The sequence below is a fragment of the Persicimonas caeni genome, assembly GCF_006517175.1.
Lineage (GTDB): Bacteria > Myxococcota_A > Bradymonadia > Bradymonadales > Bradymonadaceae > Persicimonas > Persicimonas caeni.
This window is the reverse complement of sequence record NZ_CP041186.1, coordinates 4,910,420-4,931,052: the sequence shown is the minus strand read 5'-3', so window position 1 is coordinate 4,931,052 and position 20,633 is coordinate 4,910,420. Positions and strand designations below refer to the sequence as shown.

General features: G+C 63.6%; 18 protein-coding genes. 5 read left to right on the top strand and 13 right to left on the bottom strand.

From position 1 onward, the window contains the following. Nucleotides 1–36: 36 nt before the first annotated feature. On the bottom strand, nt 37–1,479 hold the full coding sequence (locus FIV42_RS18200; protein ID WP_141199065.1) for a PKD domain-containing protein: 1,443 nt from the start codon (nt 1,477–1,479) through the stop codon (nt 37–39). 247 nt (nt 1,480–1,726) lie between these two features. Beyond that, a complete protein-coding gene (locus tag FIV42_RS18195) occupies nt 1,727–4,366 on the bottom strand; it encodes an efflux RND transporter permease subunit (protein ID WP_141199064.1) in 2,640 nt (879 codons plus the stop codon). Between the two features lie 133 nt (nt 4,367–4,499). Here FIV42_RS18195 and FIV42_RS18190 point away from each other — a divergent pair, with 133 nt between their 5' ends. Both FIV42_RS18190 and FIV42_RS18185 read left to right on the top strand, forming a co-directional pair. Beyond that, complete coding sequence (locus tag FIV42_RS18190; protein WP_141199063.1) at nt 4,500–5,663, top strand: glycosyltransferase family 4 protein; 1,164 nt, start codon at nt 4,500–4,502, stop codon at nt 5,661–5,663. 170 nt (nt 5,664–5,833) lie between these two features. Continuing rightward, nucleotides 5,834–6,979, top strand: a complete 1,146-nt coding sequence (locus tag FIV42_RS18185) for a glycosyltransferase family 4 protein (RefSeq protein WP_141199062.1) — start codon at nt 5,834–5,836, stop codon at nt 6,977–6,979. A gap of 3 nt (nt 6,980–6,982) precedes the next feature. On the opposite strand, the gene tmk is transcribed toward FIV42_RS18185, so the two are convergent. From tmk to FIV42_RS18160, 5 genes are read right to left on the bottom strand one after another with little or no spacing between them, the layout of a single operon-like run. Next, on the bottom strand, nt 6,983–7,642 hold the full coding sequence (tmk, locus tag FIV42_RS18180; protein ID WP_141199061.1) for a dTMP kinase: 660 nt from the start codon (nt 7,640–7,642) through the stop codon (nt 6,983–6,985). Nucleotides 7,643–7,645: 3 nt separating this feature from the next. Continuing rightward, nucleotides 7,646–8,410, bottom strand: coding sequence for an enoyl-CoA hydratase/isomerase family protein (locus FIV42_RS18175; RefSeq protein WP_141199060.1), 765 nt, complete (start codon nt 8,408–8,410; stop codon nt 7,646–7,648). 18 nt (nt 8,411–8,428) lie between these two features. Then, the gene (locus tag FIV42_RS18170; protein ID WP_141199059.1) at nt 8,429–8,929 is read right to left on the bottom strand and encodes a HEAT repeat domain-containing protein; all 501 of its coding nucleotides are present in this window, start codon (nt 8,927–8,929) and stop codon (nt 8,429–8,431) included. 36 nt (nt 8,930–8,965) lie between these two features. Beyond that, nucleotides 8,966–9,970, bottom strand: a complete 1,005-nt coding sequence (locus tag FIV42_RS18165; protein WP_141199058.1) for a tetratricopeptide repeat protein — start codon at nt 9,968–9,970, stop codon at nt 8,966–8,968. After that, complete coding sequence (locus FIV42_RS18160) at nt 9,967–11,571, bottom strand: PEGA domain-containing protein (protein ID WP_141199057.1); 1,605 nt, start codon at nt 11,569–11,571, stop codon at nt 9,967–9,969. Before FIV42_RS18160 ends, FIV42_RS18165 begins: the two co-directional genes overlap by 4 nt. A 117-nt stretch (nt 11,572–11,688) precedes the next feature. On the opposite strand from FIV42_RS18160, the gene FIV42_RS18155 reads away from it, so the two are divergent. After that, nucleotides 11,689–12,300, top strand: coding sequence for a hypothetical protein (locus FIV42_RS18155; protein ID WP_141199056.1), 612 nt, complete (start codon nt 11,689–11,691; stop codon nt 12,298–12,300). Between the two features lie 11 nt (nt 12,301–12,311). On the opposite strand, the gene rpoZ is transcribed toward FIV42_RS18155, so the two are convergent. From rpoZ to FIV42_RS18135, 4 genes are all read right to left on the bottom strand, one after another. Continuing rightward, the gene (gene rpoZ, locus FIV42_RS31180) at nt 12,312–12,566 is read right to left on the bottom strand and encodes a DNA-directed RNA polymerase subunit omega (protein ID WP_141199055.1); all 255 of its coding nucleotides are present in this window, start codon (nt 12,564–12,566) and stop codon (nt 12,312–12,314) included. 228 nt (nt 12,567–12,794) lie between these two features. After that, nucleotides 12,795–13,679, bottom strand: coding sequence for a ChaN family lipoprotein (locus FIV42_RS18145; RefSeq protein WP_141199054.1), 885 nt, complete (start codon nt 13,677–13,679; stop codon nt 12,795–12,797). A gap of 161 nt (nt 13,680–13,840) precedes the next feature. Further along, a complete protein-coding gene (locus tag FIV42_RS18140) occupies nt 13,841–14,956 on the bottom strand; it encodes a thermonuclease family protein (protein ID WP_168210742.1) in 1,116 nt (371 codons plus the stop codon). Further along, a complete protein-coding gene (locus FIV42_RS18135; protein WP_141199052.1) occupies nt 14,946–16,697 on the bottom strand; it encodes an OmpA family protein in 1,752 nt (583 codons plus the stop codon). Before FIV42_RS18135 ends, FIV42_RS18140 begins: the two co-directional genes overlap by 11 nt. Nucleotides 16,698–16,848: 151 nt before the next feature. On the opposite strand from FIV42_RS18135, the gene FIV42_RS18130 reads away from it, so the two are divergent. Together FIV42_RS18130 and FIV42_RS18125 are read left to right on the top strand one after the other, a co-directional pair. Continuing rightward, the gene (locus FIV42_RS18130) at nt 16,849–17,613 is read left to right on the top strand and encodes a hypothetical protein (protein ID WP_141199051.1); all 765 of its coding nucleotides are present in this window, start codon (nt 16,849–16,851) and stop codon (nt 17,611–17,613) included. Continuing rightward, a complete protein-coding gene (locus FIV42_RS18125) occupies nt 17,613–18,437 on the top strand; it encodes a hypothetical protein (protein WP_141199050.1) in 825 nt (274 codons plus the stop codon). The genes FIV42_RS18130 and FIV42_RS18125 overlap by 1 nt, the downstream gene beginning before the upstream one ends. A 39-nt stretch (nt 18,438–18,476) precedes the next feature. On the opposite strand, the gene FIV42_RS18120 is transcribed toward FIV42_RS18125, so the two are convergent. Beyond that, nucleotides 18,477–19,388 carry a tryptophan 2,3-dioxygenase gene (locus FIV42_RS18120; RefSeq protein ID WP_141199049.1) on the bottom strand — a complete coding sequence of 304 codons (912 nt, stop codon included), beginning with the start codon at nt 19,386–19,388 and terminating at the stop codon, nt 18,477–18,479. 129 nt (nt 19,389–19,517) lie between these two features. Then, entirely contained in the window at nt 19,518–20,549 is a 1,032-nt protein-coding gene (locus tag FIV42_RS18115) for a polyprenyl synthetase family protein (protein WP_141199048.1), read from the bottom strand. Nucleotides 20,550–20,633: the final 84 nt, after the last annotated feature.

The window sequence follows — 20,633 nt, the reverse complement described above, 5'->3', positions numbered from 1 at the left end:
TGATCCACGTGCAACAAATGGTTGCCCCAACGCGAATCACGGACACCCTTCCGTCGGCGCCTGGCCAAAATCACTGAAATCGTCCGTCGCTGCCTCGACAAAATATTGCGTGAAGTCGAAGCCCGAGGCGCCGTCGAGGCGCTCGAAGTCGCAGCGACGCAGCGTGGTGTCGGACCAGGTGGTCGCCGACGAGGGGACGTTGGTGATTTCGCCGAAGGTGTCGGCGGGGATGTCTCCCGTGCCGAAGTCGCCGCTGTCGTCGACGTCTTCGTAGACCACGATGCGGTCGTTGCCGTTGAAGTTGACCGAGCCGTCGACCACGTCGCAGTTCGCCGGGTCGTAGACCGCCGAATCGAGGCCGGTGTTGCACAGGGTGAGCACGTCGCCGGCGGCGAGTTCGCCGTCGAGCGCGATGTCGTAGTTGGTGCAGGTGGTGTTCGCGTTGGAGACGACGCACAGGCCGAACCCGCTCAGATCGATGGGGGCGTTGTCGCAGTTGTAGAGCTCGACGGCTTTGTTGTCGCTCGAGCCCTCGATGTACTCCGAGATGAGCAGGCAAGTCGTGCTCACCGAGGTCTCGGCGGTCACGACCACCGTGTCGGTGTCCGAGCTCTCTTCGTCGCTCACCTTCAGCTCGATCTCGTAGGTCCCCTCGACGTCCGGGGTGAACCGGGCGGTGTCGGTGACCGCGCCGCTGATGGCGGCGTTGCTGCCCGTGGGGCGGGAGACGAACGACCAGAAGTAGGTCAACTCGCTGCTGTCCGGGTCGGTGCCGCCCCCCTCGAGCACGACCTCGCGGCCGACGTCGGCGGTCTGGTCCTCGCCGGCGTCCGCCTGCGGCGGCAGGTTGCCGCTGCCGGCCGAGATCGTGACGGTGTCTTCCTGACTCTCCAGCTCACCGTCGGAGACGACCAGCGCGATGATATAGTCGCCGGCGACGTCGGCCGTGAAGGTGGGCTGGGCGGCGCTGGGATCGTCCAACGAAGCCGAGCTTCCGGGCGGGGGCTGCTTGATCGACCAAGTGTACGTGAGGGCGTCGCCGTTGGGATCGGAGCTTCCGGTGCCGTCGAGGGTGACCTCGGCGCCCACCTCGACCGACTGGTCGTCGCCGGCGTCGGCCACCGGTGCGCCCGAACCGGTCGCCTCGACCGTGACGGCGACGGGCTGGCTTTCGAACTCGCCGTCGTCGACGCTCAGGCGCACCGTGTAGGTGCCCAGGATGTCGGGGGTGAAGCTGACCGTCTGGGCACGCTCGCCGGAGAGGTCGACCGCGCTGCCTTGCGGCGCGTCGACCGACCAGCGGAACAAGAGCGGGTCTCCGTCGGGGTCTGTGCTGGCGGTGCCGTCGAGGGTGATTTCGTCGCCCAGGGCGACTTCGGAGGCGCCGGCCGACAGGCTGGCGGTGGGGGCTTGATTGCGGTCTGCGCCGCAGGCTGTGAGGAGGGTCACAGCTAGGAGAATTGGAACTACTTTGGTCATATCACAACTCGAAATTGGTACGCCTCTGGTTGCTGAGGCAGCCCCTCCGGCGGCTATGGCTTCGCCTCGCCGCCACCTCCCCCGCGCTGAACGCGCCGGGGAGGAGCCCCTCGCCCTGCTGCCACTTTTCGATTCACGAAGAAGCTCCTCCCCGCGGCTTTCGCCGGGGGGAGGTGCCGAGTGCCAGCCGCCGCAGGCGGCGACGCATGAGGCGGAGGGGCCGCGTCAAGAAGCAGAGGCCTTCAGTTCACTCACCTACCAACCACTGAATATCATACTTCTCGCCGAGCCATAAGATTGCCGGCAGCACCAGCAGGGTGGCCAGCAGCGTGGTCGCGATGCCGATGATCGCCAGGTAGCCGATCGACTGAAGCCCGGCGTAGTCGGTGACGGCGAGGCCGCCGAAGCCGATCATCGAGGTGATCGAGGTCATCGTGATCGCCGAGCCGACCTTGCGCAACACTTCGCCGACCGAGCCGCGGCCCTTCTCGCGGTAGTGGTAGTAGAAGTGGACCCCGTCATCGACGCCCAGGCCGATGACCACAGGCAAGATGATGACGTTGAAGAAATCGAGGCGAAGCCCCACGAAGGCGGCGATGCCGAACATCCACAGCGCGCCGAGCAACAGCGGCGTGAAGGCGACCAGGCCGCGCAGCGGATGGCGGAAGGTGAAGGCCAAGATGAGGAAGACGATGATCAGCGCGATGCTCAGCATCACCACGCCGTCGTTTTTGATCTCGTCGAGCATCGCCGTGTAGATGTACGACTGGCTGCCGATACGAAAGTCGATGCCGGTGTCTTTTTTGACCTGCTGAAGCTCGCTCAGGAAGCGGCGCGCCTCGGCGCCCTTCATGTGGTCGACCGCCTCGTTGACGTAGATGGTGTACTCGAAGGCGTACTCTTCGCCCTCGTGAGCGGGCTTGGCGCCGGCGCCGGCCTCCTTGAAGAGGCGTTTGGTCCAGGTCGGCAGGTCGTAGATGCTGAACGGCTCGACGTCGACGCGATCGTCGAGCTCGGCGACGCGCTTGCGTTCCTTTTTGTCGAGGAAGGAGCGGTCATCGTCGTCGATGACTTTACCGAGCGCGGCGATCTCGTCCATGCGCGCTTTCTGGGCGTCCAACGTGCCCGGCATGAACGCGTAGATGGAGGCCACCGAGCGCACCGTCTCGAGCTTGCCCTCGCGCTTGAGCGCGGACATATGCTCGTAGACTTGGCGTGCGTTTTCCGGGTCGTCGAAGAGCAGCAGCGTCGGCGTCGACGACTGCTTGCCGCTGACCGCGCTGGTGTACTTTTGGCCGGTGGTCTTCTGCTTGCGATCCGGCTTGTAGGTGTCGGGATCGACCTGGCTTCGCACCTGAACGGCCTGCGAGGCGACCTTGCGGGCGAGGTGGGCCGCTTGCGACTCGGCCTCGGCGGCGGGGTCCTTCTTCTGTTCCTTCTTTTCTGCAGCCTGCCACGGCGGGGTGAATTTGCCGACGCGGCGGAAATTCTCCTCGAAGCGAAGCTGCGGCGACTGGACGGCGGCAAACGTGGTCAGCCCTGCGGCCAAGAGCAGCAGCACCGGCGCGAACCGCCGAACGCGCGTCTCCTTGGCCCATTCGGGCATCGACAGGCCGAATAGAGCGCCTGCGGCCGACGGCTCGTGCGGCTTGAAGCGATGCACGGTCAAGATCAGCGCCGGCAGCACGACCATCATCGCCAACAGCGTGCACATAACGCCGACGCTGGCGACCTGGCCGAACTGACTCAACCCGCGGAACTGCGCGAAGCTGAGCACCAAGAAGGTCACGAAGGTGGTAAACGCACCCACGACGGTGGCCTTGCCGGTGGTATTGTAGCACTCGATGAGCGCGTCGACCGGCTCCTTGCCCTCGGCGCGGGCGTGGTCGTAGCCGCTTAGCAAGTGGATACTGAAGTCGATGCCGAGGCCGAGCAGGATCGCGAAGATGAAGACCGTGACGGTCGTCAGCTCTCCGTAGACCAAGAAGCCAATCGCCAGCGTCCACAGCACGCTCATGATCAGCGGGGTGAGCACGAAGCTGATGGCTCGCAGCCGGCGGAAATAGAGCGCGATGATCAAGAACAGACCGACCAGCGTGAAGACCGCCGAGGTCTGCACGTCGTCGAGGATGGAGCTGTACTCCTTCTGGCGGTTGATCAGCCCGCCGCCGTACTCGAGGGCCATCTCCGGGTGATATTCGCTCGGCTCGAGGCTCTGGCCCAGGTCTTTGACCTTGTTGAGCAGCCGGTTGGTCGCCTCCAGGTTGGTCGACGACTCGACGAAGCGCACCACGATCGTGAGCGCGTAGCCGTCGTCGCTGACCAAGTACTCCTTGTAATCTTCGTGAGCGAGGTCCTGGTACTTCTCTTCGAGCTGCTTCTTGTCGATGAGCTCATCGTCGTCATCATCGTCCGAGCTTCCCAGCGACACGAAGAGCGGGTTGGCCTTGCGCTTTTTGTCGCGGATCTTGTCGGCGAGCTTGTCGCGCAGCTTCTGCAGGTCGGGCTCGTCGAGGTAGAGCAGCTGGTGCTTTTTGAAGAAGCTCTTGTCGTTGTGGTAGTGGGCGAGCGCGACCTCGGGCAGCCCGCGCAGCTTCTCGGCGTAGACCTTGGCGAAGCGCTTGTTGGCCTCGCCGTCGGGCGAGTCGATCACCACAAAGAGCGCCGAGCCGCTGCCGACGCGATCGCCGACCTCCTCCATGGCCTGATAGGCCGCCGAGGTTTGCGGCAGCAGCGCCTTGAAGTCGCTGTTGATATTCCACCGAGTGGCGATGACCCAGATGGCCAAACCGCTCAACAGAAGGCTCAGCGCACTGATCACCAGGTAGTGGCGGCCGACGATGCGCCGGAAGAAGACGGCTATGAATCGTTTGAGAAGGCCTGTCATCGCAAAATCTCTGGACTTGCAGAGTTGCCGGACTCGATTAGGGTACACGGGCTGGCAGCTAACAGCTGCTTCATACTACGTTCGACGACGCGATTCGAACAGTTTTCTAAGACTTTAGAGCAGGACCGGCTCGATGCCTGCAGCCCATTCGTCTCATACCGACGCCTGTGTGATGCTCGACGCGCGCTATATCAGCGATCAGTCGAGCGGCATTGGGCGATACACCGAAAACCTCATCGAGCAGCTGCTCGAGCTCGACGATACGTTGCGCTTGAAGCTCATCACCCATCCGAGCCGGCCTCGGCCGTTCGAATCGCCTCGGGTATCGTGTCAGACGTATGCGGCCGCCCCAAATTCATTGCGCACGCGATTTTTACTCACCAAGAGCATCGATTTTCGCGGCGTCGACTTGTTTCATTCGCCGTTCAATATCTTGCCGGCCGACGTGCCCGTGCCGTGTATCTTCACGTTGCACGATATCATGTGGCTGCTCGACAAGAACTACTGCACCGACAGTTGGTGGCGGAAGCTGGTCACCGGCACATTCTATCAGCAGTTGATCCCGCGCTCGGCCGCGCAGGCCACGCGCATTTTGACCGTGTCGCATCACTCGCGGCGTTCGATCGAAGACTATTTCCCACAGAAGGCCGGCCGCGTTCACGTGACCTACAACGGTGTCGACCCGTTTTTTCGTCCGATGGCCCCCGAAAAAGGTTGGCCGCTGCTCTCAAAATGGCTCACACCACGCTCGCGCTTCGTGCTCGTGGTCGGTCAGGGCTCGCCGTACAAAAACCACGCAGGCGCGCTCGCCGGATTCATCGAGGCGTTTCGCCACGACCCGGACGTCTACTTCGTGCTCGTGCGCCGACTGACCCGAGGGCCGGCCACGCGTCTGAAGCAGTTGATGGCCGACCCCGACGTCGCCTCGCGCATCATCCAGCTCGACTACGTCACCGGCGACGAGCTGCGCGCGTTGTATAGCTTGGCGCACGCGTTTTTGTTCCCGTCACTGTACGAGGGCTTCGGCCTGCCGGCGCTCGAGGCGATGTCGTGCGGCACCCCGGTGGTCACCTCGACCTACGGCGCGCCCGGCGAGGTCGCCGGCCCCGCCGCGCTGACCGCCGACCCGGAGTCGCCCTCCGAGCTGGCCGGCGCGCTGCGAAAGCTCTTCGACGACGACGAGTTCTGGCAACAACAACGCCAACGCGGCCTCGAACACGCCGCCAAATTCACCTGGCGCAAGTGCGCCCAAGATACGCTATCGATTTATCGCCAAACGCTCGAAGGGGTTGAGTGATTCAGTGATTGAGTGGTTTCTTGTTCGAGCCCCTGAGCTGCATCGCGCAGCCCCCGCTTGGCGGACATAGTCGACAACGCCCCAAGACCGAGACACCGCTCAACCAAGAAACCACTGATCCACCGAACCACTCAACCACTCCCCCTGCCCCAAGTTTCGCCGACCTCGACATGGCAAGAATCTACCTAGACGCACGCAATATCACCGAGACGCCCGCCGGCGTGGCTCGTTACGCGCTGAGCCTCATCCCCGAGCTCGTGCGTCAGGCGCCCCAGCACGAGTTCATCGTCATTCGGCACAGCTCCAATCGCGAGCCGATCGAGGTGCTCGGGTACAGATTGAAAGAGGTGTTCGTCGATCGGCCGATCGACAATATGGAGAACTTCTTGCTTGGCGCGGGCCCCCTCAAGCGGGTCTTTCGCGAGCACGGCGCGCCGGACATCTACCACGACCTGTTCCACATCTTGCCGGTGGGGTTGAGGCGGGGCCGCAGCGGGGCCTCGAAGATCGTCGTCACGTTGCACGACCTGGTCTGGATTGACTACCCGCACCAGTCGCAGCCGACCTGGCTGCAGGCGGAAGCGATCCGCGCGTTCGCCTCGGCGGCGATCCCCTACGCGCTCAAGACCGCCGACCACGTCATCTGTGTGTCGGAGCCGACCGCCCAACGCGCACGCCCCTGGCTGCGGCGCGGCCACTTTACGACGGTCTATCACGGCGTGACGCCCGAGTTCTTCCGCCCCGCCCCGCCCCCCACGGGCGTACTGCCCAAATTGGTGCAGAACGAGACGCCCTATATCGTCGCCATCGGCAACGGCAAGCCGTACAAGAACCTAAACCGGCTCATCGACGCCTTCGCCCGGGTGCGCCCCGAGCTCGACGCGGGTCACCTGGTGCTCGTCGGCAACTGCGAGGCGCTGCGCCCCCAGATCGAGTGGTCTCAGGTCGCCGAGCACGTCACGCTCACGGGCTTTTTGAGCGACGACGAGCTTCGTCAGGTCCTTGGCCACGCGCGCATGTTCGTGTTCCCGTCACTTGTCGAAGGGTTCGGACTGCCGGTGCTCGAGGCGATGGCGATGGGGGTTCCCACCGTCGTCAGCGACCTGGAGCCGATGCGCACCGTCGCCGCCAACGGCGGGCTGAAGGTCGACCCGCACAATACCGGCGAGATGGCCGACGCCATCCGCCGGGTCATGACTCACGACAGCCTCTACAACAGCCTCGTCGACCGCGGACAACGCCGCGCCGCCGAGTTTCGCTGGCCGCTCACAGCTCGAAAGACGTTGCAGGTATATTCGAAGGTCTTGTCGAGTTGAGTTTCACGACTCGCCCGTCACGATGGCGTAGATCGCGTCGGACAATTCGTCGATAGCGAGGCTCGCGTCGAGCCTCACGATGCGCTCGCCTTCCTCCTCCAACGCTCCCATCACTTGCGCGTAGCGCCGCTCGAGGCGCTCGAGCTTCTCGCGCGTCTCGTAGATGTCGCGGCTGCCGCGCCCGCTCATGCGAGAGAGGCACAGGTCGACGGGCGCCTCCAAAAAGAAGGTCACGTCCGGGGTGCGCGCGCGTTCGTTGAGCGTGCGCACCCAGTCGATGTCGAAGTGGTCGGAGGCGTCGACGTCGCCCTGGTAGGCGAAGCTGGAGTGGTAGTAGCGGTCGCTGATGACCGCCTTGCCGGCGGCGAGCGCCGGCTCGATTTCGGCCTCGACGTGATCGAGGCGGTCGGCGGCGAATAAGAGCGCGAGCACCTCGCGGCCCACCGGCCCGACCGAGCCGTCGGCTCGGGGCGTGACGACGCGCTTGGAGAGCATCTGGCGGATGAGCACGCCCACCGGGCCGTCGGACGGCTCGCGCGTCGAGATCGCCTCCTGGCCTGTTGCCTGAAGCCGCTCGACGAGCAGCGCGGTCTGAGTGGTGGTCCCCGCCCCGTCGAGGCCTTCAATCACCACGAACGGTGCGTTCTTCGAAAGATCTGCCATCTGTCACTCGTCGTCGTTTCGGCTCAAAAATGTCTCGACCCGCCGGGCGTGCTCGTCGCCGGCCCACAGGTCGCAAAAGGGCTCGAGCTCGGCCTCGATCGCCTCGGTTCGCCCCATCTCCCGCGCTTGCATGGCGCCGTGCTTGAGCGCGCCGATCAGCTCGCGATCTTGCTCGGCCAGACGCTCGACAAGCGAAATCACCGATTGCTCCAGCGCCGCTCGGGGCACGACCCGGTCGATGAGGCCTGCCTGCAACGCGCGCTCGGCGTCGACCACCGTCGCCTCGCCCAGCCAGCGAAGCGCCTGGCGCCGCCCGATCGCCTCGACGAGCCGCGTCAGCCCGCCCCAGCCCGGGGTCACGTGAAAGTTGGCCTGCGTCAGCCCAAAGCGCGCACCTTCGGCGGCGACGCGGAAATCGAAGGCGAGCAGCGTCTCACAGCCGCCGCCGTAGGCGTCGCCGTTGATGCAGGCGATGGTCCAGCAATCGAGCGCCTCGAGACGCGCCAGAATCGCCTTCATGCGCCCGGCCATCTCGGCGGCCTGCTCGGCGGTGGTCAGATCGGCGAATTTCTTGAGGTCGCCGCCCGACACGAAGCATTTTTCGCCGGCGCCGGTGAGCACGAACGCGCGCCACTGCGCCTCGGACTCGAGGCGGTCGAGCGCCGACTCCAAGCCCTCCATCACTTCGTAGTCGACGGCGTTGAGCGCGTCGGGGCGATCGATCGTCGCCCACAGGGCGGCATCGCGTTCTTCGATATGCACGCTCATGACAATCCCTTGTTGAGCTCAATTCATCCGCTCGAGCACCTGCCCGGCGGTGTGGCGAATCGGAGGCACGTCGTGGCTGTCGGCGACCGTCTCGAGATACGTGCGCGCCTCGGGACCGCCGATATCACCGATGATGAACAGAAGTTGACGAAGCTGCTCGTAATGATTCTCGCGCCCCAGGCGCCCCGCCGCCTCGAGCACGCTTCCGGTCGCCTCTCTGGCGTCGAGCCCGTTGAGCGCGGCTGCCGAGGCGACGACGATCTCGGGGTTGGGCGATTTCAGCAGCTTTTGGAGCGCCGGGATGGCCTTGGCGACCTTGGCGTCGCGGGCTTTGTGAATCGCTTCGAGGCGCGCTTCGGCAGCCACGCCTTCGCGCTCGAGCGTCTCGACGAGCTTCTCGGCGTCGACGCCCGCCCCTGCGCCGGCAGACGCCGCGGGAGCTTCTTCGGGGCTGCGATCACAGCCGGCCAGCACGCCCACGCTCGACGCGCCGACGCTCAGAAGGACGACGACCAGCATATGCGAGGCTCTTATGTGCGAGGCTCTGGCCATGGCTCATTTCTCGATCAGACCCAGGTACAGATCTGCGGCGTCGTCGCCTCGGCCCATACGCTGCAAGATAGACGCACGCAGAATCTTGGCGTAGCCGAGTTGGTTGGGGCGGGTCTGCGCGAGCTGCTTGGCCAGCGCCTCGACGGCGTCGAGCGCCTTTTCGTGCTCGCCTTCTTCGACGAGCGCGGTGATTTGCAGCCAGCGCACGAACGGCATGTCGGGGTTCTTTTCGAGCGCGGGGCCGGCCGTGGCGACCACTTCGTCGTACTGACCATTGAGCAGGGCCAAGCCCACTCCAACGAGCGCCGAGCGACGCTCGATGATGGCGAGCAGCGCCTCGTCGTGGGTGAGCTGGCGAGCGGCCTCCAAGCGCTCCTGCTGGAGCTGCCACGCATCCAGATCGAGGCGCGGCGTGGGCTGATTTGCATCGGGCACGAGCGTCCCCTCGAACTCGTCGAGGAGCTTGCTGACCAGCCGACGGCGAAGCTTGGCCAACTCGGGCTGGGCGAAGCCGGTGCGAAGCAGCGTGTTGTAAAGCCCCCAAGCGCCACCGCCGCCCGGCGCGTAGGCAGCGCCCTTCTCGAGTTGCTCTTCGAGGGCGCCGAGCGCCTGGCGCTGCGGCTCGGGCGTCGTCCACACCTGCTCGCCGGCACGCGAGGAGGCGAGCCTGCGCTCGGACTGGACCTGCTTGCGGTCGTCGGCGTCGGTCGCCAGCCGCAGGTACATGTCGTAGTAGGCGACCGCCTCGGCGTACTGGGACTGCCAGAAGTAGGTGCGCGCCAGGTTGCGATATGGCACCGCGCGCTCCGGGCGCGACTGGATCGCCTGAATAAAGCCCCTGGCCGCCTCTTTGTATTTGCCGTCGTTGTAGGCGCTGTTGGCCACTTTGATGACCACGTCGTAGCCATCGGTGGGTGCCTCGGGCGCGGCGTGGGCGACGCCTTGGCCCAGCAGAAGACCTGCGCCCAGGAGCAGAGTCGCGATTGTGATGGTCAGAGCGCGCCTCATAATTTCTCCGGCGGTTCGGGCTCGAAACCAAACAAGTTCGGAAGCGCCACCCCGGCGCCCACGCTGAGCACGTTCTCGGTGCCCAAGCCGTCGTCAAAGTAGAACTGCGCGCTGTAGCGAAGCATCCCGAAGACGTTGGGCGTAAAGAAGTACGAGCCGCCCAACCCGAGCGTCCAGAACGCCTCGGAGTTCGACAACGTCACCGGCTGCTCGAGGAGCTCGCCGTCGACCTCGACCCACTGGATATTGATGCCGGTGCCCAACTCCACGAACGGCGCAAAGTTTTTGTAGAAGTGCCGGTAGCGCACCTGCAGCGGACGAAGCTGCAACCGGCTCATGTCGGTTACCGTCACGCTGATGGGGTTGTCGGAGGCGGACGAGTCGACGAACGCCTTTTGGTCGAGGCTGCTCGAAGCATATGAAGCCGAGAGCAGGACGAGCCCGAAATTCTCCCAGCTGTAGGTGAAGTCGAAGCGCAACCCGCTCGGCGCGGTCAGCCGGCGCAGGTCCTCTCCCAGCACCGAGGGTTGGTCCTCCTTGGCGAAGCCCAAGAATTCGAAGTCCGTCCCTGCCGAATCGCCACGTGCATCGCGGAACGTCGTCATGTGCAGGCTCTGGTCGAAGGAGAGCCGGCCGATATAGCTGTTGACCGCAATGGAGTTGGGCTCGATGTCCTTGAGCAAAGGGTTGCTCTTTTCGAGGCGCACGCGCTTTTCGGCTACCTGACCGGCAGAGAGCGTGACCTCTTCGCTGTGGGTGTCGAAGCCCTTAGCGCGAATCTCGACCGTATAGGTACCCGGTTCGAGCTCGAGGCGCTCACTGGCCAGGCCGCGCTCCTCGCCGTCGACGAAGACCTTGGCGCCGTCGGGCGCGTCGCGGACCAAGAGCACGCCGGGAAGCTCGTCGAGCTTCTCGTGGATATCCTTGGCGCCCGAACTCTCCAGCTCGAACGAGCCCTCGACCACGCGGTGGTCGGCCAGGCGCATCGTGTAGGTGTGTTTGCCGACCGGGAGGCGATAATTGAGCGGGGTGGTGCCCACGGCTTCGCCGTCGATCTCGACCTGCGCGCCTTCGGGCTCGCTGCGAAGCGTGATGCTGGCAGTGGCGTCGAAGATCTCGCCGGCCAGCGCAAACGCAAGCTCGCGAGGCGTCTTGCCCTGCACGCTCGCTTCGCGGGCGACCTCGCCGCGCCGATCGACCAGCGCGTAATTCGCCGTCAGGCCATCGGCGTTCCGAGTCACGTCGACGCGGATGACCATCGTCAGCCCCAATGCATCGAAGGCGAGTGTCTGGGGCGACACGCAGGCTTCGAGCCCCTTCAAGCAATCGGGCGTCGGAGCGCTCTTCTGCGCCACGTAGGTCCGGAATGCCTTTTCACCGAATAGATGGCGTCCAGTTTCACCGGTGAGGGATGCCTCGAGGCCCTGGTGCATTTTCGGCAGCATCGTCTGCGGCAATCCCGGTGCCCGGAAGGTCCACAAAACGACTTCCTTGCGCGAGGCCGCAGCTGCTTGCTGGGTCTCCGATTTCGCGTCTGGTGCGCCTTGCGCGCCCGGCTCGGGATCCTGAGCGTACGAGTGCTCGACGTCGCCCAAATTCACGGAGAGGACCGCCAAGACGGCGAATATCAAGGAAAAACAACGATATCTTGGCGTCGCATCTGGCACTTTGGTATACTGGCTTCGCTCGATCAACGCAGTACGTGCAGGAGGATTTAAATGAAGGGATCGCAGGGATCGATTCAGAGTACGAGTAATCTTCTCAACTATTTTCGTGAAGAACTCAAGGCCGCATTCGACGCCATCGGTGTCGACAGCACCGAGAATACCGAGGCGTATCTGGTGCACCTGCTCGAGAACTTCGTACGCCTCGACCCCCAGCTAGCCCAGGAAGTCGGCTTCCAGAAGCCGGCGGCGTTTTTGCTCGGTGACGCGATGAACGCCCCGGGCGAACAACGCATCGTCGCCTACAGGCGCCTGGGAGACGTCAGCCTGTTCAACTGCGGCTTTTTCGACGCCCACCTTACCCGGCGCGGCACCGTCAGCTCGCAATACTACCGCAATGTCGGCCGGATCGCATATGGCCAACTGAGCGACCTGATGATGTTCAAGGATCCGGGAGGTCTCTTCCAGCAGATCTACGAGGAGCTCGCCGACAAATTCGACGGCTTCGTCGAGGCGTTCAAATGCCTCGGTCGGCCCAAGAAGGCACAAAAAGGCCGTGACCCTAGCCCCGTGCTTCAAAAGCTACGACGCGGCGAGAGTCTCGACCTCAGTGATCTGAAGAGTGCAGGGCTGGTGCCCCAGAGCACGAAAAAGAAGAAGGACTAGAAAAGCCGGCGTCAAACCGTCTCTTCGCCCTCTTCGCCGAGCTCCGGAAGCGACAGAACGCGCGAAAGCTTGCGCTTGCTGCGGTCGTCGAACTTGACGAAACCAGCGGCGATCTCGCGGAGCGCGTGCACCGGCTCTTTGTTGCCCGACGGGAAGATGCGCGGAGCGCCCTTGCGGATTTCGCGGGCGCGCTGGGTTGCCATCATCACCAGCGCGAAGCGGTTTTCGACCTTTTCCAGGCAATCTTCGACAGTTACGCGTGCCATATGGGCCTCTATTCGTGTGCTCGATCAGTGGTGCGGCCGCCCGTGCAGGGATTGGAGGCGAGCCGAACGCGGGCGGCGAACCTAGTAGCTGGCTCGGTCCCAGTCAAGTAAACGTGACGATGCGTAGCCCTTATGTCCTTAATTGCTCATGTAGATTGCCTTCTTCAGGAACCGAGGCGCCCTCTACATAGACATTTAAGGACATAGGGGTTGCGATTTGCTACGCCTTCATTCCTTGATCCACACAAAGTCGGCCGCCACGCCCAGTTGCTCCATGGTGGCCGATTGAGGGTCGGTGACCGGTTGGAGGGTGACGACGTCGGCGTCGGTGCGTCGCTCGATGCGCGGTGGGATACCGAAACCGCGGTGGGCGTGGGCGCCGCCGGCGACGATGAGCATCGTGTCGACATCAGCGCGGTTGTGCACGAACTCGACGGCGGTGTTGGCCATCGTCTCGTCCCAGACGACCTGGGCGGTGTAGAAGCGCTCGAATCGCTCGTCGCTCATCTCCATGTCGTGCTGCTCGAAGGCCCGGCGCACGTATTTGCGATGCGCCTGGTTATCGAGATCGAGCTCGGGAATCTCCGAGCGCTCGGCCTCGTCCAGCCCCTCGAGCCCCACCTCGGCGATCTTGCGCGAGAGCTCGCGCGGCGCGTTCAGCGCGATGATGGGCGCGGCCTGCTCACGCGCGAAGAGCCACAGCGGGCGATACATCTCAGTGCCAAAGCCCCAGCGCTCGGCCCACTCGGTCTGCTCGAGCATCTGTTCTTCGTCGATCTCCCCGGCGACATAGGCGTCGAGCGGCCCCTGAAACGGCCGCTGGAACATCTCCATGCCAAGCGCCACCTCGTCGACCCGCTCAGCCAAGCCACGCAAGACGCGCGCCTGGATCTCGTGGTGCCACGCGTCGTCATGCTGCTCGCCGACCACCACGTACTGATGCTCGGCGAGTCGGTCGAGCAACTGCTCCTCGGTGAGTTCCTCGCCGGTGTCGGTGGCGTAGATGCCTGGCGCGAGCTTCTGCTGAGCCGCAGGCTCTGACGTAGGCTGCGGCCCCGTCGCGCAGGCGGTGAGCATGGCGAAGAGGAGGAAGATTGAAATAGATGGTTTCATAGAGAGGGCCTTGCAGATAGGTGGCGCCCGCTACATGAGCAATTAAGGACATAAGGGTTGCATACCGGGAATGTGTCTCGGCTCGCAGCCCCTATGTCCTTAATTGCTCATGTAGAAAGCTTTCGCGAACCGAGGCGCCTGATTTTGCGAACTAAACCGCCTCAATTGTCCTCCCCCACCGGCGGCTCCTTTCCCGACCGCATCCAACTCTTCTCGTCATACCGAAGCTGCGGATCGCCGCGATACATACTGACCACGCCCTCGACGTAGATGAATTCCTCTTTGTCGGGGTTCACGCCGCTCTTGGTCATGTCGACCGGCTCGAAGGAGACGATCGGAAAATCGCGCCGGTAGCGGTAGCTCATGCGGATGCGCTGCGGGTCGCCGCGCTCTTTGAACGAGGTGGGCTCGCCAAAGACAACCACACGGCGGCCCAAGCGGGTGCGCAGCGTGGCGAACGCGGTGTCGGTGGCGAGGTCGACAAAGCGCGGGTTGTCGTCGAAATGCTCGCGGAACTTGGCGATCTGGTCGGCCCGCCGATTCCACCAGGCGATGCGCTCGGGGTAGTCGGGATACGACTTCGCCCCCGGAGCCCAGATGCCGCGCTTATGCTCGCGGGCTTCGCGCTCGGCTCGGACAAACTCGTCGTGGAGTCGATCACTGTAGCCGTACTTTGTGTAGTACGGCGACATGCCCTGCCGGACGGCCTCGAGGTTGTAGTTCACCCAATCGCCGTCCTTTTTGACCCACACGTAGACCAGATGCCGGTCGAAGAAGCCGTGGGTGCGCGTGGCCGATTGGTACTCGAGCCAGATCTTCTTTTCGTCGGCCTTCGGATCGACGCCCTTGAAGAATTGGCGGGCCCATTCCTTGGCCTCCTGGCCCATCGGGGTGCCGAAGGTCTCGAAGCCTTCTCCCTTTGTCTGCTCGCGAAGGTAGGCCTTCCAGTTCTGGGCGGCCTTGGCGCGGTCGGCGCGTTTGTGCAGCAACTCTTCGGTGTTGATGTTGAGCAGCCGAAGGCTCTCGGCATAGCCGACCACCTTGAAGGTGTCGCCGTCGACCACACCGCCGGGCAGGCTGCGCAGCTCGGCCTCTTGGACGAAGCCCTGTGGCTCCATCACGGCCGGCTCGGCCGAAGGTTCGGAAGACGACGAAGCCCCCGGCGCAGAACCGGAGGCTTCGTCGACACGGGCGCCGGCGCCGCCCTTCGGCTCGCACGAGGCGAACCCGAGAGCCAGCGCAGCGGCGATCAGGATGTACGGCGAGTTATTCGGCATACTCGTCATCCTCTTTCTTTTCGTCATCAGAACCATTCACAGGCACCGTCTCGTCGGTCTCTTCGACCTCGGCGGCGTCCTCGGGGACTTCGGTTTCGGGCACGACCTTCTTGACGTCTTCCTGCTCGAGGATGACGAACTCGACGCGGCGGTTTTGGGCCGCAGCCTCTTCGGTCTCATCCTTGTCCTCTTGGCCCTCTTCGAGCGGCACCAGCGGGTCGGTCTCGCCGTAGCCCTTCGAGGTCAGGCGATCGGCGTCGACGCCCTGCTCGACCAGGTAGTCGTGGACCGACTTCGCGCGCTTGTCCGACAGCTCCATGTTGTAGTCGTCGCTGCCTTTGTGGTCGGTGTGGCCCTGGATCTCGATCTTCTTGATCCGCGGGTTGTCCTTGATGACCTGGGCGACCTCGTTGAGCAGGTCGAACGACTTCTCTTGGATGTCAGCTTTGTTGTACTCGAAGAAGACCTTCTCGTTGATCATAATCCGCTTGAGCGTCACGACAACGCGCTTGAGCGGGCAGCCGTTCTTCTCGGCGACACCCTTCTGGTTGGGGCATTCGTCGTCGGCATCGGCGATGCCATCTTCGTCGTTGTCGGGATCGGGGCAGCCGTCTTCATCTTCGAAGCCGTCTTTGTCTTCGGCCTTCTCGGGGCACTCGTCATCTTTGTCGAGGATGCCGTCGCCGTCGGTGTCATCATCGGTCTCGGGACAACCGTCTTCGTCCTTCCAGCCGTCTTTGTCTTCGGCTTTGTTGGGACACTCGTCCACGTCATCATTGATGCCGTCGTCGTCGTTATCGAGCTCGGGGCAGCCGTCTTCATCTTCGAAGCCGTCTTCGTCCTCGGGCTTCTCGGGGCAGCTGTCGACGTCGTCGCGGAAGCCGTCGCCGTCGGTGTCGGGCACGATCTTGACGTGCTCGGGATAGCTACCGAAGCGCACGCCGAGGGCCAGGTAAGCCCCGCCCTCGTCGAGCTCCTCTTCGTTGGTATCCCGGACGTCCTCGCCGAATTGCAGGCCGCCCTCGGTGGCCACGTCGAACGGAAGCCACTGGTTGAAGCCGCCGCGCACGTAAACCGCAGCGCTCTCGCTCAGATAGCGGCGGACCTCCAAAAACGGACGCAGCAACACGAGCTTGGTGTCGGCGCTCTTGTCGGGATCGACCGACAGGTTGGTCCCGCCCACACCGGTGCTCAGGCCCACGGCCATCTCCCACTCGTCGCGGCGGAAGGCGAAGGCCGGCTCGAGGCCCACATACCAGGCGGTCAGGGAGGGGTTGTCGGCAAACGGCGTGGTGAATCCTCCGAACACCGACAGGCGCGTGCCCTCGATGAACGAGGCTTCGACGGCGCCGTCGAAGTGCCAGATGGTGCTCGTGTCGAACTGCGCTTCGTCTTCGAGCAGGTTCCTGTTCCAGCGATCGAGGTCGCTGAAGAAGACGCCGGCTTCGACACCACCACCCCAAGAGGGCTTCCACTCGTAACTTCCGTGCGCGCTCTCGGCGGGTTCGTCGTCCTCGCCGTCCTCGTCTTCTTTAGCGTCTTCGCCTTCTTCGGTGGCTTCGGTGGCTTCGGTGGCTTCTTCAGCCTCGTCCTGGCCTTCTTCGGCCTGCTCACCTTCGGTCTTGGTCTCTTCGGCGGCGTCGTCGGCCCCTTCGGCTTCCTGAGCAAAAGCGGGTTGCGCGCCAAAGGCAAGCAGTGACGCGACCAACAACGAGTACAAACGCGCATTGCGGTTATTCATGACAATTCACTCCAACGGGCAATACAATCAGCTAAAAAGTAACGGCTCTGCCATTAGCACATGAGCGCGGTTGCGTCTATTTAAGGCGACACGCCTCTGCAGCACGTCCCGCTACTGGATTCCGGCCGACACGCACGTTAGAGTGATGCTCATGAATACGTTGCGAACAATCCTAAGCCTGGTCTTTCTCGGCTGTGCGGCTGCCGCACTCTCCGCCTGCTCCGACTCGGCAGCGTGTGAGACGACCGACGACTGCTTCGGCGGCGAGGTGTGCCGAGGCGGTAAGTGCCTGGTGGTGACCGAATCGGACGCCTCCAACAACGGTACGCCCGACAACAACACCTCGGCCGACGGTGGCACGCAGGGCGATTCGGGCACGCAAGGCGACTCCGGCACGAGCGGAGACGACACGGGTTCGTCGAATAACAACAACGGCGAGCCCGAGTGTGTCGCCGACCCGTTCGGCGAGACCTGCCAAAACGACGAGTACGAGCCCAACGAAGAGTGGATTGCGTCGGAGCATATCTTCGACGCCAACGAGGCCTTCGGGTGTCGGCTCGACTTTCGACCCATCGACCAGACCTTCAGCGCCACGCTGTGCCCGCTGGAGACGGCTGACTTTTACGACTTCAGCTACAACACCTGCAAAGACTTCGCCTACTACATCGACTTCGAGTTCCGCCCCACCAACCAGTGCACCACCGAGTTGGTCAATTTCGAGTTCAAGAACCACTCGTGCGACGACGCGAACACGAACTGCACTCCGCTCGAAAACGGCGGCCTGCGCATCCAGCACATCGTCGAGCAAACGCCGGTCCAGAGCGAAAACCGAGCAGCCTATTTCGCCGTCTCCCACGGGTCGAGCGACAAGAAAGTTCAAGTCCCCTACGAAATCACGGTCAAACTACACCAATGATGTCGACTCGCCTCCGTACGAACGCCGCGACCAGCGCAGCTACCGCTCTCCTGTTGACGTGCCTGGCCGCGAGCGGCTGCTCGGACAATCCGCAGGCATGTTCCACCTCCGACGATTGCTTTAGCGGGGAGACCTGTGTCGCCGGACGTTGTCAGCCTCAGACGGGCACCGACACCGGAAACAACACCCAGAACAATTCGCCAAACCCCGACGCCTCGAGCCCAGACACTTCGACGGGCGACGATGCTTCCACGGGCGAAGACTCCGGTGGCCAAGATTCAGGTGGCCAAGATTCAGGTGGCCAAGACTCCGGCAGGCAAGACTCCGGCGGCGACGAGACGTGCGCGGTCGACCCCTTCACGGTCACCTGCGAGAACGACGACAATTACGACAACGACGAGTGGATCGACGCCGACGAGTTCAAGGACACCACCCTGGGCTGCTACGGCTCGCTCGAGCAGCCCGAGGACTGGTCGACGACCATCAACGGCACGATGTGCTACGACGAAGAGGGCGACTACTTCGGCATGAATATCGCGCCGTGTGACGCCCAGTTCCGAATGCAGGTCAAGCTGACCGTGCCCGAGATGTGCATCGACTCCGAATGGGGGCTCGACGTGCGCGTCGGCGGGGCGAGCGTTCCCTGTGATGAGGGGCGCGACGACCAATATCGATCCATGCAGTGCGTGCGTGATGGCAACACCGAGACATGGACGATCATCGTCAAGAACAGCAACTCGATCTGGTCGTTCAAGGCAGGGGTGCTCGGCGCCTCCGAGGGCGAGTCGCAATTCGACTACACCCTCGAAGGCAAGGTTCTCTGAGAAGGCAAGGTGCTCTGAGAAGACAAGGTGCTCTGCGATTTATTCGCCAAGCGGCGGCTGGGTGGGGCCGCGGCGAGTGCCGTACAGCGCCTCGTCGCTCAGCTGACCGCGCACTTCCCACAACAACGGGAAAGCGCGCTTTTCGAGGGTCGACGACAGATAGCCCACGCCCGACGAGCCGCCGGTCCCGGGCTTGGTGCCGATGAGCCGCTCGACGACCCGCACGTGGTGGAAACGCCACAGCAAGATATTCTGGTCGTGGGAGACCAGAGCCTCGGCCAAATTGTACACGTGAAAGTGATTCTCGGGGTTCTCGTACACGTCGTGTAGGCCGTCGAAGACCTTCTGACGCGTCTCCTCGTCGGCCTCGCCTTCCTCGGGCGGCACCGCCACCTCGTAGCCGAGTCGTTGGAGAAGCTCGTAAAACTCGGTGCGCAGGCTCGGCTCCTCGAGCCGACGCTCCAGACGCTCGCGCTCCTGCTCGAGCATCTGCATATTCTTCATCACCTCACCACCCTGCTTGATGCCACTGGCGAACTCCACCTCCCGGAACTGGGCGGACTGGAAACCGCTGGCAGGCATGAGCGCGGAGCGAAAGCTCAGGAAATCGCGCGGGGTCATCGTCTCGAGCACGTGGATCTGCTGGACCAGAAGCCCTTCGATGGTCAGCACGCGCTGCAGAAGTCGCGACGCCTCGTACGGGTCGTCGTTTCGCATCGCGTCGCGTACGCTGTCGAGCTCGAACAAGATCAGCTTGAACCAGAGCTCGTAGGTCTGGTGGATGATGATGAACAGAAGCTCGTCGTGCGCCGGCGGCTCGCTCTTGAGCTCCTGCAGCTCCAACAACTCGGGCACCCTCAGGTACGAGCCGTAGCTCAAGAGTTCTTGATCGTCGTCGGAAGACGCCGGCGAGTGGGCGACGGGGCAGCCAGTGGTTTTGTCTTCACTCATGTCAGCATGCGCTTGCGTGGGGGCGGTTAAGATTCCACCGAAGTTGTAGTCGCCCACCCCATCCTTCGCAAGGCGCTAACACGCTGCGATCGCACGAAATTTTTGCACAGAAGCGGTCTTTGCGATGCGCTACGCCTGCTGCTCCGCGGCGATCACGTGTTGGATCGGCTTCAAGAAGACCTCGGCCATGCCGCGCAGCAGCCCCTCGATCGCCGGGTAGTCGGCGAAGAATTTGGTGTCGCAGGCAAGCCGGCGGCGCCGGTCGATCTCGTTGAGCGCGAAGTCGAGCGAGCCGTGCTCGCGAAACGCGTCGATGACTCGATCGATGTCGTCGTGGCTGACCTCGTCGCGCGGCCGGTCGAGCACGTCGCGAAGCCAGGCGGCCTCGTCTTCGGGGGCGTGGGTCAAGAAGTGAACCACGAGCGCCGAGATCTTACCCTCACAGATGTCGGTGCCGCGGTGCTCGCGGCCCTTGTCAGCGTACAGATCGAGCACGTCGTCCTGGATCTGGAAGAGCACGCCCAGATGGCCGGCGGCGATCTCGAGTTCGTCGATGACGTCTTCGGGCGCGTCGCAAAAGTCGGCCGCGGCGCCGAGAGGGAGTGCAAAGAGCCCGCTCGTCTTGCCCTCGACCATGCGGAAATAGTCGTCGACGGACGGCGAGGTGACGTCCTTGAGCAAAAACTCACGCTCCTGACCGTCGACCACCCGCAGCGTCTCGCGCAAGATGCGCGACGAGATGCGCTGGCGCTTGTCGGCCGGACACTCCAGGCGCCCCGCCAGAAGCAGCGTCCAGTAGAGCATCGCGTCTCCCAAGTTGATCGCACGCGGCTCGCCGAAGCGCACCCACACCGTCTCTTCGCCGCGGCGGATCTGATCGCGATCCTGCAGATCGTCGTGGACCAACGTGGCGTTGTGCAGCATCTCGCAGGCCGCGCCCAACGGCACCAGTTTGGTCGGCTCGGCGCCGAACGCCTCGGCCACCGCCAGTGGCAACAGCGCGCGTAATCGCTTGCCGCCGGTCTTCATGTGGTAGCGGCACATCTCCACCAGTGACGAGCCTTCGGGCGCCTCGTCCTCGACGACCCGGTCGATCAACGCGTGGATTTCGCCAAGGTAGGTGTCTCGCAGGCGCTCGAAGTTCGTCATCATCTCGCTCATGGCGTATTCTTAGGGTGTGAGTAGGTTAGGGCTGCGTTTAGATGCGTGCGGTCGCGAATATGGTTCGGGTGGATAGCATAAGTC